The sequence below is a fragment of the Niastella yeongjuensis genome (assembly GCF_900110245.1).
Lineage (GTDB): Bacteria > Bacteroidota > Bacteroidia > Chitinophagales > Chitinophagaceae > Niastella > Niastella yeongjuensis.
The window spans coordinates 99,695-115,897 of the sequence record NZ_FOCZ01000016.1; the positions used below are offsets into that span (position 1 = coordinate 99,695).

Annotated in this window: 10 protein-coding genes; 7 read left to right on the plus strand and 3 right to left on the minus strand. The window is 43.9% G+C overall.

Annotation, left to right across the window (positions count from 1 at the left end):
- Positions 1-76 precede the first annotated feature (76 nt).
- Complete coding sequence (locus BMX95_RS29480; RefSeq protein ID WP_081202865.1) at positions 77-1,906, plus strand: M1 family metallopeptidase; 1,830 nt, start codon at positions 77-79, stop codon at positions 1,904-1,906.
- Between the two features lie 89 nt (positions 1,907-1,995).
- Here BMX95_RS29480 and BMX95_RS29485 read toward each other — a convergent pair whose 3' ends face one another.
- The 3 genes from BMX95_RS29485 to BMX95_RS29495 form a co-directional block, all read right to left on the minus strand.
- Positions 1,996-3,822 (minus strand): carbamoyltransferase family protein, encoded by a 1,827-nt coding sequence (locus BMX95_RS29485; RefSeq protein WP_081202864.1) that lies wholly within the window; start codon positions 3,820-3,822, stop codon positions 1,996-1,998.
- Between the two features lie 243 nt (positions 3,823-4,065).
- Complete coding sequence (locus BMX95_RS29490) at positions 4,066-6,864, minus strand: TonB-dependent receptor (protein ID WP_081202863.1); 2,799 nt, start codon at positions 6,862-6,864, stop codon at positions 4,066-4,068.
- A gap of 2 nt (positions 6,865-6,866) precedes the next feature.
- Positions 6,867-8,105 carry a 6-bladed beta-propeller gene (locus BMX95_RS29495; protein WP_081202862.1) on the minus strand — a complete coding sequence of 413 codons (1,239 nt, stop codon included), beginning with the start codon at positions 8,103-8,105 and terminating at the stop codon, positions 6,867-6,869.
- 243 nt (positions 8,106-8,348) lie between these two features.
- On the opposite strand from BMX95_RS29495, the gene BMX95_RS29505 reads away from it, so the two are divergent.
- The 6 genes from BMX95_RS29505 (at position 8,349) to BMX95_RS29530 (ending at position 15,906) form a co-directional block, all read left to right on the plus strand.
- A complete protein-coding gene (locus tag BMX95_RS29505) occupies positions 8,349-8,963 on the plus strand; it encodes a DUF4230 domain-containing protein (protein WP_081202860.1) in 615 nt (204 codons plus the stop codon).
- A 110-nt stretch (positions 8,964-9,073) separates the two neighbouring features.
- Positions 9,074-9,892 carry a tetratricopeptide repeat protein gene (locus BMX95_RS29510; RefSeq protein ID WP_081202859.1) on the plus strand — a complete coding sequence of 273 codons (819 nt, stop codon included), beginning with the start codon at positions 9,074-9,076 and terminating at the stop codon, positions 9,890-9,892.
- Between the two features lie 65 nt (positions 9,893-9,957).
- Positions 9,958-11,298 (plus strand): hypothetical protein, encoded by a 1,341-nt coding sequence (locus tag BMX95_RS29515; RefSeq protein WP_081202858.1) that lies wholly within the window; start codon positions 9,958-9,960, stop codon positions 11,296-11,298.
- 171 nt (positions 11,299-11,469) lie between these two features.
- Positions 11,470-12,609, plus strand: coding sequence for a sensor histidine kinase (locus BMX95_RS29520; RefSeq protein WP_081202857.1), 1,140 nt, complete (start codon positions 11,470-11,472; stop codon positions 12,607-12,609).
- Entirely contained in the window at positions 12,606-13,331 is a 726-nt protein-coding gene (locus BMX95_RS29525) for a LytR/AlgR family response regulator transcription factor (protein WP_081202856.1), read from the plus strand. Before BMX95_RS29520 ends, BMX95_RS29525 begins: the two co-directional genes overlap by 4 nt.
- A gap of 145 nt (positions 13,332-13,476) precedes the next feature.
- Entirely contained in the window at positions 13,477-15,906 is a 2,430-nt protein-coding gene (locus tag BMX95_RS29530; RefSeq protein ID WP_081202855.1) for a TonB-dependent receptor, read from the plus strand.
- Positions 15,907-16,203 lie beyond the last annotated feature (297 nt).

The following is a 16,203-nucleotide window of genomic DNA, read 5'->3' on the forward strand; positions in this document are numbered from 1 at the left end:
CTAAAATGCCCAATCCCCCAGTTTATTTTTTGAAAATGAACAGATTACCACTTATTTTACAGTTTTACTGTAATTTATGATACGACAATTAATCCTCCTGGCTACCTTTTTCCTGGCACTGCAGTCCGGTGCGCAAACGCTGACCATACCTGCCGAAATTCAAAAAGCCTACGATAGTGGTACCCGGTCTCCAGACGGTAAACCTGGTAAAAACTACTGGCAAAACCATGGACGTTACGCGATCAATTTGACGGTAATGCCGCCAGACAGCACCATTAGAGGTGTGGAGGAAATTGTTTATTTTAATAACAGTCCCAATACGCTGAGCAGCCTGAATATGAAGCTGATCATGAATTTTCGCGAGGCCAGCGCCATCAAAGTCGACGAGATCATGGTGCAGGGTAAAAAGCTGGAGTGGGACAACGCCAAAGCAATTTTTACCAATCAACCGGTGAATTTGCCGGCGCCACTGATGCCGCACGATTCCGTAAAGCTCAACATTACCTGGCATTATACCCTGTTGCACAGCCCTGCGCGCGATGGGATCATAGATTCAGCCAGTTATTACCTCGCTTATTTTTATCCCCGGGTATCTGTATACGACGATTATAAAGGCTGGGATACCCAACCCCATTATGGTTCGCTTGAGTTTTATAACGATTTCAACGACTATACGGTACAGGTTACTGTACCTGCCAATTTTATGGTGTGGGCTACCGGCACCCTGCAAAACCCTGCTGACGTGTTACAACCGGCCATTGCCGCACGCCTGCAACAATCCATGACAAGCGATTCTACCATCCATGTGGCCACCCCGGCCGATTGGGGCAATAAAAAAGTTACTACACAAAATGCGCGTAATACGTGGAAATGGACGGCAACTAATATAAGCGATATCGCAATCGGCATCAGTGACCATTACGATTGGGATGCTGCCAGTGTTATCGTTGATAATAAAACCAAACGTCGGGTAAGTATGCAGGCCGCCTTCGCCGATTCAGCCACCGATTTTCATCATTCGGTACAGTTTGGCAGGAATTCACTGGCCTGGTTTTCGAATAACTGGCCCGGAATCCCTTACCCTTATTCAAAGTCCAATGCGTTTCAGGGGTTTGCCGATATGGAATACCCCATGATGATCAATGACTCTCATTCCCCGGACCTCGTTTTTGCCCAGCTGGTGCAGGACCACGAGCAGGCGCATACTTATTTCCCTTTTTACATGGGTACCAATGAAAGCTATTATGCGTTTATGGACGAAGGCTGGGCCACCACTTTTGAATACCTGATTGGCATAGCCGAGAAAGGACAAAAAGCCGCCGATGCGTTTTATAAAACATTCCGCGTTGACCGGTGGACGCATGGCCCCCATACAAAAGAAAATCCTATTATTACCCCCAGTCCCGATGTTACCTTTGGCGGTGGTAACAATGCCTATGGCAAACCTTCGCTGAGTTACCTGGCCCTGAAGGATATGCTGGGTGATAAATTATTTAAGAAGGCGCTGCACAATTACATGAATAACTGGAATGGCAAACATCCTATTCCCTGGGATTATTTTTATTCAATGGAAAAAGGTGCTAAAAAGAAGCTGGACTGGTTCTTCCATAACTGGTTCTATACAACCGGTTACATCGATCTGGCACTTACCAAAGCTGATAAAACCAGCAAAGGATATGCGCTGTCCATTAACAACATTGGCGGGTTTGCTGTTCCTTTTGATGTGATCGCTACTTATGACGATGGATCTACTGAAAGCTTTCACCAAACGCCCATAGTCTGGGAACAAAATCAACAGGCAATAACCGTACATATCAAAACCAGAAAAAAGGTAAAAACGCTTAAACTGGATGGCGGCATATTTGTGGATGCCAATGAAAAGGACAATACATTTATTCCGTTTTAAGGAGCTGTGATCCAGGAAAAAGGCAGCTTTGTGTTGATCAAATGATCGGCACAAGCTGCCTTTTACTGTTAATTCAAGTCACCACACAACTATAAAACGTCTACGCATAAAGATATTATGCTGCTGATAACCGTAGCAGGAATGGCCGGTAATGATACCGCTCCCTGAGAAATAGACTGACTGAATTTATTATGATCCTTGAGGGCATTGGCTCCTAAATTACTTTTATCAATAATGTAATTACCCAGTACCAAAACATCCAGTCCCGTAGTGAAAAAACATCGAATGGCGTCATAGGGAGATTCAACGATCGGTTCGCCCATTACATTAAAGCTTGTATTGAGCAACACCGGAACACCGCTCAGTTTTTCAAACTCTTTCAACAGGGTATGAAACCTGATATTCGTTTCCTTATGAATGGTTTGCAAACGGGCCGTTCCATCCAAATGCGTAATGGCAGGAACTGCATCGCGTTTCTCGGGCAACACATTGCACACCTTCAACATAAAGGGATCAGCTACATGCTGCTCGAAGTATTTCGGAACGTCCTCTATGGGGCAGGAAGGCGCAAAGGGACGAAATGCCTCCCGGTGTTTTACTTCCGCATTCACTTTATCTTTCATGTGTTTGAGGGTTGGATTGGCCAGGATGCTGCGATTACCGAGCGATCGTGGTCCGATCTCCATACCTCCCTGAAACCACCCTATAATTTTTCCCTCATTCAAAATTTCAGCCGTCTTCTCTTCTATATTGGTATAGTGGGTGGCCGACAATTTGCAGGTTGCGATAATAGCTTCAATCTCCTTGTTGCTATAAGAAGGACCCACATACGGATCTATATGTACAAAACCGCGTTTGTTTTTTAAGATGCAATTGTACACGTAGTAAGCGGCACCCAGCGCCGTTCCATTATCCCCGGCTGCCGGCATCAGGTAAATGTCTTTAAAACCGCTTTCCCGAACAATGCGGCCATTGGCCACGCTGTTAAGTGCCACGCCACCGGAAAGGACCAGGTACTCCTCCCCTGTTTTTTTATGTAACCCGCGTGCCAGTTTAAGCATACATTCTTCGAGGTGTAACTGAAAGGCCGCTGCTATATCCAGGTGATGCTGTTCGAATTTGGCCCGTTTGTTTTTATCGCGGGGTTCGCCAAACGTTTCAACAAATTTGGAACTGAACCGCACCTGGGAATACCGTTGATACCGGAAATAACTAAGATCTACGCCTATCGACAAATCGTCGTTGATCCAAAAGATCCGGGACACCTTATCATAAAAGGTATGCGGGTTGCCTAACGGTGCAAGCCCCATTGTTTTTCCCTCGTCATAATTGGGAATAAAACCGCAGAATTGCGTAGCTGCTTCATATACCGAACCCAGCGACATAGGAAAATAGTCCTGTCTGAAAAAGGTATAACTGCTGCCTTTCCCTTTGCCCATATACGTAGTTGCCCATTCACCCGAACCGTCTACAGATAATAACGCAGCACTTTCGTAAGGTGAAATTAAAAATGTACCTACCACATGTGAGAGGTGATGCGGAACATAATGAACCTGAGGTTTATGTCCTTCCTTGAAAAGGGTTCCGTACCAGTTGGAAAAACGCTTGCGCTTCCAAAGCAAATTCATCAGTAGTTCCTGCCAGATGAATTGGCGACTACGACGCAGGTTCTTCAGACCATAAAAAATCTTTTTTCCCATGCCCAGGGTGGGGTCTACAGAAATGGCGACATGATCAATGTCTGCTGCTTTTAACCCGGCCACTTCCATACATTTAGCAATGGCATTAATGGGAAATTCCGTGGAGTGCTTTTTTCTGGTGATTCGTTCTTCTTCGATTGCAACAATTAGGTTACCATCGGATACGATACACGCAGTGGAGTCGTGATAATAGTAATTGATTCCAAGAATATTCATAAACCTTATTTTATGTATATGCAGTAATATATACCACTACCTGACCAATATGTTAAATCCTGATACTGGTGTAATAGTATAATTAAAGTTGAAAAATAAGGGAACAGATAGGGAGACCTGGGAAGGATATTAAATTAAGAAAGTAAATGTAAATGATAATAGATACATTGAAAAATTTCCTGCTCAAGGTCAGTATTTCATGCCTATTCGTCTGGTTTATAATACTGACCGCGTCAATTGGCTTTATTTCTTTTTAAACTCCATTTTGCCAAATTTTCGTGGATAATAGGAGAACGTCAACAGGAAATATTGCTGCAATCCATTGGTGATTCGGGTACTGGTACCATACTGATTGGCACTGTTACTGATATTCTGGTATTTTTTCAGGATGTCCATGGCCGAAAATTTCAGTTCACCCTGCTGTTTCATAAACCGGTAGGTGGCAAACGCATTCCAGAGAACAATAGGTTTATCGAGGTTTGAGTTGGAGATGCGATCGGCCGTACTGCTCAGCGTAAACCCGGCCGGGTAATTGACAACCAACCCGAACTTTGACGTATTACTAATATTTTGAAAAGAACTGAGCCCGGCAGCAGTGGGCGTGGTTTTATTGGTTTGGATAGTTTGCCCGGCAGTAAGAATAAGGATCGAATTTAATGAAAACTGAAGGGTAAATTGATTAAGCAAACTGTTGGTTTTACTGATATTGCTCAGGGTGTCTATATAGTTAGGTTGTTTGCCGGTCCTGAATTCCCCTTTGTACATCAGCTGAAGGTTGTTTTTATTGAACCTCCTGGAGATATTGAAATTGTAATTCAGGCTGAGGGTTGTGGCTTTGTCGGCATTTGTATAATAATAATACCTTTTACCGGAAGGGTCATAGAAGGTGCTGTCGGTTACGGGGTCTATTGCCAGGTTGTATCTGCCATTAATATTACCATTCACTGCATACAGCGATTTTTTATTGTCGGTACTATAATCACCATTCAGGCTGATGGCGTGGTTAATGGTGTTTCGAAGATTTGGATTGCCATTTCTGATCTCATACGCATTGATATTGTCAACCAGGGTGTATAGCTTGTCAATGGAAGGATACTCCATCGTTTTTGAATAATTGAGCATTCCGTAATACCGGTATTTTTCCCGTTTGAAGTATTGGTACCGGAATGATCCCTCATACCGGATAAACTGGAAGGAACGGTCAAGGTTCCTTTGTTGAAAGGAGGAAGTGTTCCGGTCGTTTTTAAGATCATCCAGCAGTTTGAACTGCATGGAAAAAATGTGGTAATAGGTGTCGACCCACTTGAAAATTTCCTTTGACAACGACAGCGAAGGCGTGTATTCAATCACTTCTCTTTTGTTATAGTTGGAAAGGATGGTGTTGAAATTACGCTTCTTTATTACCGTGTCATAATCGGTTACCACCGTATTATTCGTTTCCCGGGTATAGTTGACCCATTGACCAAGGCTGAGGTTTACACCAAACAGGTTGTACCTCCCCAGCACCAGCCTTTTAAAACCTGAATAATCAACATATCCGGTTACGTTCAGCCGTTCATTCTTTGTGGTGTAGTGTCGGTTGTTGTACAGGTTTTTACTTATATCGGTTAATGACTCAAAATCACTGATCACATCTTTTTCTGATACCGTATTGCTTCGGGTAGCATTTAAGGTAGAACCAAAACTTGTCAAAGGGCGCTCCTCATTCATTTTGCCAAAATTTACCCGCAGCGATTCGTTATCCGACTGCTGGTTGTTTATTGTAGTAGTTTGGCTTTTGCTGAGTAACTGACTGGCAGAATCCCTTACCTCCACGGAACGGTACGAGTTCCCATTCTCCCTGTTGGTACCTACGGTACCATTTACGTCGAGGTTATCGTTATAACTATTGGTCTTTAAATAATTGATACCAATATCATGTTTGTTCTGCTGGTTGTTTTGTACGCCCTCATCCTGGCTGAATTGCGATTGACCGCTGGTGGTTATGCTTTGATAAGTTTTATCGGTAATGTACGCGTCGGTACCTGTTTTATTGTAATTAAGAGTAAGCCGGTCGTTTTGCCGGCTGTTTTCGGAGTTTATAAAATTATGCACCACCACACCGCCGAATGAATGGTTTTTATTGATGCCATTGGTGCCAAACCGGCCTACATTGTATAAGTTGGGGTTGTAATTCCGGTAGGTATTGTTTTGAAACATTTCCTGCAGGTTACCGATACTTTTATTGATATTATTGATTCCCCCGCCTATACCGGCACTGCTCCTCTTATTATATAATTGAAAAGAAAGATCTGCCTCATAGCGGTCCCGGGTGCCATAACCGGCGCCTGCTTTGCCGAAGTAGCCTTTTTTACTGTCTTCTTTCAGCTTCACATTCATGGTGAGCAGGGAGTCCTGCGGTGTGGTTTGCTGCCCCACCTTACTACGGTCGTATTCCTGGTAAAGCTGTATTTTATCGATCGCTGATTTTGGAAGATTTTGCGTGGCCACACGGGGATCTGAAGAACCCATAAACGGCTTCCCGTCAACCAGCAGGTTTTGTACTTTTTTGCCATTGACGGTTATGGTGCCATCAGACCAGATGGTAATACCGGCAACCTGGTTCAGTAATTCCTCTACCACGGCGTCGCTTTTCATTTTAAATGCGGCGGGGTTGATCTCCAGGGTGTCGCCATTCATTTTAACGGGAATGCCGGCGGTTACTACCACTGTGTCTTTACTGCTTAGCTCCAATAAAGCGTTGAGGGTGTCGGTTTTTGCGGTATCCTGTTGAATGGCTGTATGGAAACTGCTATAGCCGGTATAAGAAACGCTTACCAGCAATTTGCGTTTAATCGGTAATTTATCAATGGTGAACAGGCCGTTTTTATCGGATAACTTATAGGAAACAACAGCTGAATCCTGACCGAAAACAGTTATAGTTGCCAGCTCAAGGGGTGTTTTGGTTGCTGCGTCCATAACCGAGCCTGTTAGTTTACCGGTTTGGCAAAAAGCAAGTGCGGACAGGGTTATAAAAACACAGGTAAGAAGGGTCTGCTTCAAGGTTAATTTTTGAGTTTGAATTCAATAATCACGGGTGTGGTGGCGGGTGGATGGCTTTTTATAAAACTGTCCAGATCAGGGGGTACCGGCACATTCTTGTTTTTTTCAAAGAAGGTAAGCAGGTCGCCGGCATTTTGGGCTTTGTAGAATTTGTCTGCCTTGTGTGAAATGCCATAATCTGCCAGGAGCGACAAATTATACTGACTGCTATCCGACTTGATATTTTTGGTTTTGAAGCTGGTATTGGTTTGCTTTTGGTAGATGTAGGTCTCGTAATTATAGAGATAACCTACCCCGAAATAAATGAATCGCGGTGTTTCATAGAATGAATATACCTGGTGGAGCATCCAGCTGTTGTTGCGTTCAAAATTATCCCGTTCGGTTTTATTTTTAAAAGGCCTGGTAAAATACCAGGCCGGCAAACTGTTTTCCAAAGGCAGTACCAGTTGGTAGCCAGGTAGTAAACTATCATTCACCAGTTTGAAAATGGTATCACAAAAAGGGCGGGAAACAATATGGATATCAGGTGTATCTGTTTTTATAAAACTAACACCTTCTTCTTTGTATATAAACCTGGGTTCGTTAATACGATTGTAAGGGAAATAACCTTTTACCAATTGGGTGCCTTTGTAAATTTTAAACTCATAGTCCAGGCTGTCTTTGTACAATTCGCTTGTGCTGATCCTGCCCATGGCATACAGATCATCTCCATATTGATTGGCGTATAGAATGTCGTTTTGCTGGGGGATGACTTTTTTAATAACGGGTGATGCGTCGTTGAGGTCGATGATGTACTTGCTGAAATACTTTTTATTACGCGGATTGCTCCAGGCCAGTTTTATTTTTATCTTGTCGCGCGAGGTAAGTTTATAATTTTTATTACTTCCGAAGAAAAAGATCTGGTTATTGAATTCGTCGTATTGCGGGTAAAAATCGCCCAACTTTTTATAGCTGATTTTTTTAATAAATCGGCCCTTCTTTGAATACAGCGCAATTGTTTTACCGGAATAATCTTTTAAGAGGAAGTAATTGTCGGTTGCTTCAACGCCGGCATACGTCCTGAATTGAATATCGTCTTTTATCTCCAGCGGGATAAACCGGATAGAGTCTACAAATTTTGATTGCTTTTCACTACCGGACGCTTTGGGATGGAGATAGATCTTTTGTAGTTGTGATTGGGCGATCGATGAAATGACCTGGCAGTACAGGATCAAGACAAGACAAAGGGAATAATTTCTCATTTAAGGGTTTGGTTATTGGCAACAACCCAAAAGTATAGTTGTAAATGTTAACGCGCTCCTAAAAACGCATACTAACGCCTGTTCATTAAATTAGTGTTATCATGACAGCGATAAACAATAATAAAGCTGACAACCGTCAGTGGTTTAAGGGGTAAAAACAGGGGTGTTTCCAAATTCAATAATTTCATCATAATTTGCCGGTTGTTGCCAGTGGAAAATGGGGGCAACTGTAAAATACAATCTATGAAAAAACTGATCATCTGGCTCGTATTGGTATTGACTATTGTACTGGTGTTTTGGCTGGGCCAACGCTTCGGCGCCCGGGTAGTAAGTGAAAGAACGCTCTCTAACAGCCTTATTGTACGTGAAATTGCAGAGCTCGCCAGTTTGGAAGTACAGGGAACTGCCTCTATAAAAAGGAGCAACCTCACCAACGACGGTGGCTGGGAAGATAACTTCCGTAAAATGTTTGCTGAAAATACGATCTGGGTAACGGTACCTTACACGGCCAAGTTTGGCGTGAATGTGAACGAAAACAATTTTAAAGTAGCGGTGGGTGAAAAAGAAGTAGTGGTGACCTTACCCCCAACGCAATTGCTGAGCTACGAATTGCGCCTGGACCAGATGGAAACGGCCAATAAAAAGGGCTGGTTCATGTTCTCCGACGACGAAACGTATACCGACGTGCAAAAAAAGCTGTACACGACCTCCCGGCAGCAGATTGAACAGAATAAAGACTACCGCGAGCAAAGCAAAGTAAAGATCTATAAGATCATTTCGCAATATTATGCGCCGTTTAACCTGGTGGTAAAAGTAAAGTTTGGCGACGAAGCACCACAGACCTTACCGCTTAATTAAGGCGCTGATTCGTTTATAGATTAGATTAAGTTAGGATATGATTTTGTGTTAACTATGATGTATGTAAATCTTATCTTTCTGCATCAATGTTCATAATTAAAAGTTAGTACATGAAATCATTACTATTAATCTTTTCTTTTTTTACCCTACTCGAATTACATGCTCAAACTGCCGAAGAATATATTGTAAAGGGAAATGCAAAAAGTAAAGCTGCTGATTATAAAGGGGCCATAGACGATTATTCCATGGCCATCAAGCTGGATCCGCAATCGGCAAGGGCCTTTCACAACAGGGCCATTGTTAAAAAGAACCTGAAAGATTATACCGGTGCACTGGCAGATTGCAATAAAGCCATTGAAGTAGGCCCGGCTTACAAATACAGTTACGACACCCGGGCCTTGTTGCTGCAAATGCAGGGCGATTACAAAGCTGCCATCCGGGACTGGGACATGGCCATTCAATTGGATGCTGCTAACGCAGATGCCTATAGTTTCAGGGGCGTTGCGAGGGCCAGGTTAAATGATCCCAAAGGCGGTGTAAGTGACCTTACAACAGCCATCCGGTTAGATTCTACCAATGCATATTATTACTACAACAGGGCTTATTTTATAATGGACCTGAAAAAGTACCAGGACGCTTTGCCTGACCTTAACAAGGCAATTACCCTCGATGCCAATTACCGGGATGCCTATTTTGAAAGGGGAAATGTCAATTATGAATTGAATAACCACCAGGCTGCTATCAGTGATTATACAAAAGCCATCGAACTTAGGCCCGACGGCAGTGCCTATTACTGGCGGGGTATTGAAAAGATGAATACCAGTGACGATAAAGGGGCCTGTGCTGATTTTAAGGAGGCCACTAAACTGGGGTATGAAATAAGTGATAAACGGGCTCTTAAATGCATGAAAATTTGTGTTAAGGGCTGATGTAAAAATAACGGTTGTACTAACCAGTTGTATTTATTATCTTTCATTTCACTTAAACGCTACATATGAGAATCGCCTACCTATGTGCATTGGGGCTACTGTTGGCTACTTTTGCCTGTAAAAAAAATGGTTCAACAGATGACGTCATTACGGACCCACCGAACACACCTCAATCAACAGCTACTTTTACATTGTCGCGTTATGGCACTGCTGACCTGGTAAAACTATTTTTGTCGGGCGGTAATGAGACGTTAGCTACCATCAAAGATGCTACCGGCAACACAAGTTTTACCTGGGAGATCGCCGGCAGCAATGGGATGAAAAAGACTACCGACACACTCGTTAAAGGCACCGGAAAAACAGATAACGGGGGGAATGCTACGATCAATCCCTATTCGCTGTACAATTATAAGGACGGCACCCTGACCATAAATATCCGTTTCAATAATGCAACGGCTACTACCATTTCGGGTACTACGAAAAAAGAAGAATTTATTATCCGCTCCTACAGAGATCTGATGGCCATCAACAATTTCACCGGTAATAATCTGAAAGACACTTTTGTACAGACGCAGGATATTGCTTTTCCGGATACTGTATTTTCTACCGCTCCGGTTAAATATCCGCTGGCGGCTAACTATGACGGCCGTGGTTATAAGGTTACCAATCTGACCATTTTAACTCCCGCCCGTGGTGCGAACTCGCCGTTAGATTATGTGGGTTTATTCTCATACATTGACGACGAGGTAATCGTAAAAAACGTAAGGCTGGAATTATCTGCTGCTGGTATCAAAACGACCAGCCCTGGTATTTGCGGTGGAATTGCGGGTAGTAACTGGGGCAATATTATCAATTGCTCTGCCCGGGGTAGTATAAAGTCCGCTGCCGGATTCTGGTCCGAGGTAGGCGGTATTGCCGGTGAAACCAATTATGGCCGGATTATCGGCTGTTCATTTAACGGTACACTCGAAGCGGATGAGGTTGGCGGAATAACCGCAGCCATTTATTTTTCCCACCTGAATATGTGCTACAGCAATTATTCTGTCGTTGCTAATTATGGTGGAGGTATTACCGGCTTCATAGTCGAGAACCAGAATGGTATTTCAAACGATACGGTATATAATTGCTATGCCTATGTTAAACAGGCAGCTATAACGAACAGGTTTAATGCTGTTTTCTATACTGTCGATCCGGCTACTGTAAATTGTCTGTATGATGACTGTTACAGCAATTATGGGGTTGCTCAACCCAATGCTATTTCATACAATACAGCGCAGCTGCTCAGCAGTATGATAGTTTCTTTACAGGTAAGTAACCTGCCGGCAGGTATTGCGCCGCCACCTGCCTATAGACCATTTAAAAGTTCAACCGACCCCAATCAACCACCTCTTTTATGGTGGGAATAGAAATAATAAAGATCCCCGTTGTAAAAAGGCAATGGGGATCTTACTTTAGATCGAAACATTTTCCCGTTTGTATATAAATCTGTGTAGGTGGTCAATTAATTCAGCCGTTCCGGCAGGCGTTCTCCTTAAAGATTAAATATCAATGTATCTTTAAAGGAAGGGGGCCTTATTATGTCTATCGTAAAAATAAACCGGCACTGGCTGATAAAATATAAGCTTTACCATTTACCCTTTTGGTGCCTGTATCATTATGTATGGTGGGTAGTGGCGTTGGGTAATCCTCTCAAAGCCGCCAGTGCCATGATCATTTTACCTTATGCCATCAAATTCTCGTTCTATGTGGGCTGGCAGGCAATAGCGGTTTATTTCAACCTGTATTATTTAATACCCCGGTTTCTTGAAAAAAGCAGGTTTACACTTTATATATCCTGTTTGCTGATAACCATCCTGGGCACGGCTTCTCTTATTGTTACCGGTTATTACCTGGGTGCTTTTGTTACCGGGAAAAGCTTTGAAGCCCTTTATGGCCCGGGTAATTACTGTTTGTATTATTTTTATAGCATCGCATTGCCCTCTACGTTGGCCAGCACAACCCTGGCTATGAGTATAAAGCTTACAAAAAACTGGATCCAGACAAAGCGAAGACAGCAACTGCTGGAAAAGGAAAACCTGGAAACGGAATTGAATTTTTTAAAGAACCAGTACAATCCCCATTTCTTATTTAATACCATCAACTCCATCTTTTTTCTGATCCATAAAAATCCTGATAAAGCATCTGTTTCCCTGGCCAAATTCTCGGAACTGTTGCGGTATCAGTTGTATGAATGTAATGAAGGACAAATACCCGTAAACAGGGAGATCATGTACCTCGAAAACGCGGTTGAACTGGAAAGACTTAGGCTGAACAGCCATATAAAGGTCAATAGCGAGGTGAGCCAGGTGGCTTCCGCTCCTTTTGGCATTGCCCCTTTTATCTTAATGACCTTTGTGGAGAACGCATTCAAGCATGTATCAAAACAACCCGGTGAGCGCAACTGGATCTCCGTTAAGCTGCACATTCGTGAGAACCAACTGGATTTTTTTGTTGGGAACAGTACTTCATACGATACCTATACGCCCATGACGCCCTACAAAGGCATCGGGTTAAAAAATGTACAAAGGCGGTTGGATCTTATCTATCCGGGTAAATATAACCTGGATATACAATGCCGGCCCCATAGTTATGAAGTGGCCTTGCAAATACAGCTGTCAGCGCTGCCTGCACCTGCAGGCGTTAACAAAATCGCCCCACCTTCAATTATGTACAAATGATCAACTGTGTAATCATAGACGATGAGCCACTGGCGCGGGAAGGTATTGCCAGTTATGTAAACGATGTGAGCTTTTTATCCCTGATAGCTACCTGTGAAAGCGCGGTTGAGTACAGTAAATGGTCGCCGCAACAACCCGTTGACCTGATCTTCCTCGATATCCAGCTGCCGAAAATAACCGGGCTCGATTTTTTGAAGGTGATCCGGAACCCGCCAATGGTCATTATCACCACTGCCTACTCCGAATATGCGCTGGAAGGTTTCCAGCTGAACGTGCTGGATTATTTACTGAAGCCTGTTACTTTTGACCGGTTTTTTAAGTCTGTCCATAAAGCCAAAGATTATTACCACCTGCTTACCAGAAGCCAGACTGCCGCCTCCTCCCCTGCCAGTTACTTCTTTATTAAGTGCGGTACCAAATATGAAAAGATCTATTTTGACGAGGTGTTGTTTGTAGAAGGCTTGCAGAATTACATTACCATTTATACCAGTAAGGGCAAATACATAACCATGCATTCCCTGAAAATGCTGGAAGAAGCTCATTTAAATAACGAGCAATTTATCCGGGTGCACAAATCCTATATGGTGGCGGTGAACAAGATAGAAAGCATTCAGGGCAATGAGATCTTTATTGGTGCTCATCGTGTTCCTATCAGTCGCAATTACCGGGAGCAGGTGCTTCAACAGGTGGTTATGAACAAACTTTGGGATAAATCGAAATGATTTATTATTCCTTATCTATTGATTGCCAGTTGTTATTTGTAGGGTTGACATTTTTTCCGTTTTGCGTAACCCCTTTTTCCCGATTCGGATAACAGGTGCGTGTCAGTCGTTGTAATTTTGCGTCCGCAAAAAACTACAGTACCGAATGCGCCCTATATCTATTGGCCAGTTTATTTTCAGTGCCCTTGTATTAGTATTCTTTTTAATGATTACTGTTCAACCGGCTGCGGCTCAATCGGCAGCCCTTGATGCGTCGGCTAACCGGGGAACGGTGCCAGTCACAGCAGATCCTGATCCTGCCGGCAGCATTAAAGGAGTTGTTACCACGAGCGACGGCAAACCGGCCGCCGATGTTACCATTGTTATTTCCGGCACTAAAAAGTTTGCGCTTACAGACGGGGATGGAAAATTTGCCTTTCGTCACCTGCAGCCCGGTGAATACTTGCTGGAGGTTTCCCTGGTAGGCTATGAAACCATTAAACAACAAGTTACTATCACGGGTTCGCAGGCATTGAGCCTTACTATCAGGCTCAATGCAGCGCAAAAGATGCTGGATGAGTTGACTGTTACCGGTGTTTATAACAAGTTCAATAAAAAGGAAACAGAGGATGTTGCCCGTCTTCCCCTGAAGAATCTTGAAAATCCCCAGTCCTATACGGTGGTAACCCGCGAGATCATGCAGGAGCAACAGATCACCGACTATGTGAGCATATTTAAAAATATTCCGGGCGCGGGTATTCCCATAGTGTACAACCAGGGACGTACCTCCATGTTTGCCCGTGGGTTCATGACCGATAACCTTATTCGCAACTCGGTTTCCGGTTTTGTATATACGAACATCGACCCGGCCAACCTGCAACGGGTAGAGGCTATTAAAGGCCCTTCCGGTACGCTGTTCAACAGTAGTATGATCTCCTTTGGCGGTCTTTTTAACCGGGTAACCAAGAAACCAGTCGATCGTAATTTCACGGAGCTTAGTTACTCGGCTGCCAGTTTTGACCTGAACCGGTTGACCATGGATTTTAACCGGGTGCTGGATACGGCGCACAATACCCTTTTCCGGCTCAATGCGGCGGTTGGAACGCAACAGAGCTTTCAGGATGCCGGTTTCTCCCGTAATCTGATGGTGGCACCCAGCTTTAGTTATAAGGTGAACGACCGGCTGTCATTGCTACTGGATGTAGAGGCCTCTACTTTCAATGCTACTTCACCCATTCGTTTTACGCCGTCAACAAAGGGAAAGATCACTAATATCAAAGACCTTGGTATCGATTATAAAAAATCATTTACCAATAACAGCCTCGACTACAAGACCCAACAACTGAATGTGTTTGGACAGGTGAACTACCAGCTTTCTGAAGGCTGGCGTTCTCAAACCAACTACACCCGTACCTATTCTGCCACCAAAGGATATGTGACGCAGCTCATCGGGTACGGAAAAACCGATGACTCCCTGCAGCAGCAGGCCCAGATAGAAGATTTCCCCTATAATGGTACTGAGATCCAGCAAAACTTTATTGGCGATACCCGGATTGGCAACCTGCGGAACCGGGTGGTGATTGGGGTGGATGTCTTCAATCAAAAAAGTAACCGCAATACACCCACCGTCAATATGACGCCGATCAACTTTCTGCATCCCGGTGCGGCTTATAACAATTTCAATGCTGCCAAAATAGACTCGGCCGCTGCCCATGCCGCCTATCAGATCTATCGCACTAACATCTATACTTACGGCGTGTATGTTTCTGATGTGATCAATATTACGCCCCAGCTGAATGTGATGCTCAGTCTGCGGGGTGACCGGTTCGATAATAAAGGGACCTACTACCCGGCACAGGACTCCACGGCTGGCGCCTATACGCAGAATGCGTTGTCACCCAAACTGGGTATCGTGTATGAGCTCCTTCCCGAAAGGCTTTCCCTGTTTGGTAATTACATGAACGGGTTTAGTAATACGGGCGGCGCAGATTTCAATGGCGTTGGCTTTAAACCACAACAGGCATATCAATGGGAAGGTGGAATAAAACTGGACCTGCTGGGCCATCGGATCAGCAGCACCATCAGCTACTATCATATCGATGTATCCAATACAACCCGTGACGATATTGACCATCCGGGTTATTCCATCCAGGATGGTGTACAACTCAGCCGGGGTATAGAAGCAGAAGTGATCGCCAATCCCATGCCTGGTTTTAACGTAGTGGCGGGGTATTCGTACAATGACAGTCGTTATACAACTGCCAACAAAAATGTGGAAGGTCTTCGTCCTGCTACTGCAGGTCCGCAAACCCTGGCTAATCTGTGGCTTAGTTACCGGCTTATTTCCGGGAAACTGCGCGGCTTGGGCGCCGGTTTTGGCGGCAACTACGGAAGTTCACAATTCCAGACCAATACCACTACTTTTTCATTCCAGATCCCCTCCTATACCGTATTGGATGCAACCGTCTTTTACGATCAACAACACTATCGTTTAGGGGTTAAGGTTGACAATCTGACGAATGAAAGATACTGGTCGTACCGGCTGGCCCCGCAAATGCCTATCCGGGTCACTGCCGATATTACGATTAAATTCTAAGGATATAACTTATTTGGATGAAAAGCCTCCTCATCGCCGGGGAGGCTTTTTTATTTTTACCAGTCCCTAATAAATAAAGAGCAGGAAACTGAATTTTACCAATTGCGGGGGCAGGAATACCGCAGCCTGGAATTTGTATATCCTGACCTGATCTATATCGTGAATGTGGCCGACACCCTGAAACCGAAGAGCAGATAATAGTAATAATAAAATAATCTCGCGGTTTTTCATTGGGGCCGGGTATTAACATACCTTAAGATTTTTTGTTAAATCGGAGAACCGGATGGAATTTGCTGC

Bases quoted from the DNA above. Each gene is read 5' to 3' on its own strand.
- BMX95_RS29480 (WP_081202865.1), top strand. From the start codon at position 77: ATGATACGACAATTAATCCTCCTGGCTACCTTTTTCCTGGCACTGCAG.
- BMX95_RS29485 (WP_081202864.1), bottom strand. From the start codon at position 3,822: ATGAATATTCTTGGAATCAATTACTATTATCACGACTCCACTGCGTGT.
- BMX95_RS29495 (WP_081202862.1), bottom strand. From the start codon at position 8,105: ATGAGAAATTATTCCCTTTGTCTTGTCTTGATCCTGTACTGCCAGGTC.
- BMX95_RS29505 (WP_081202860.1), top strand. From the start codon at position 8,349: ATGAAAAAACTGATCATCTGGCTCGTATTGGTATTGACTATTGTACTG.
- BMX95_RS29510 (WP_081202859.1), top strand. From the start codon at position 9,074: ATGAAATCATTACTATTAATCTTTTCTTTTTTTACCCTACTCGAATTA.
- BMX95_RS29515 (WP_081202858.1), top strand. From the start codon at position 9,958: ATGAGAATCGCCTACCTATGTGCATTGGGGCTACTGTTGGCTACTTTT.
- BMX95_RS29520 (WP_081202857.1), top strand. From the start codon at position 11,470: ATGTCTATCGTAAAAATAAACCGGCACTGGCTGATAAAATATAAGCTT.
- BMX95_RS29525 (WP_081202856.1), top strand. From the start codon at position 12,606: ATGATCAACTGTGTAATCATAGACGATGAGCCACTGGCGCGGGAAGGT.
- BMX95_RS29530 (WP_081202855.1), top strand. From the start codon at position 13,477: ATGCGCCCTATATCTATTGGCCAGTTTATTTTCAGTGCCCTTGTATTA.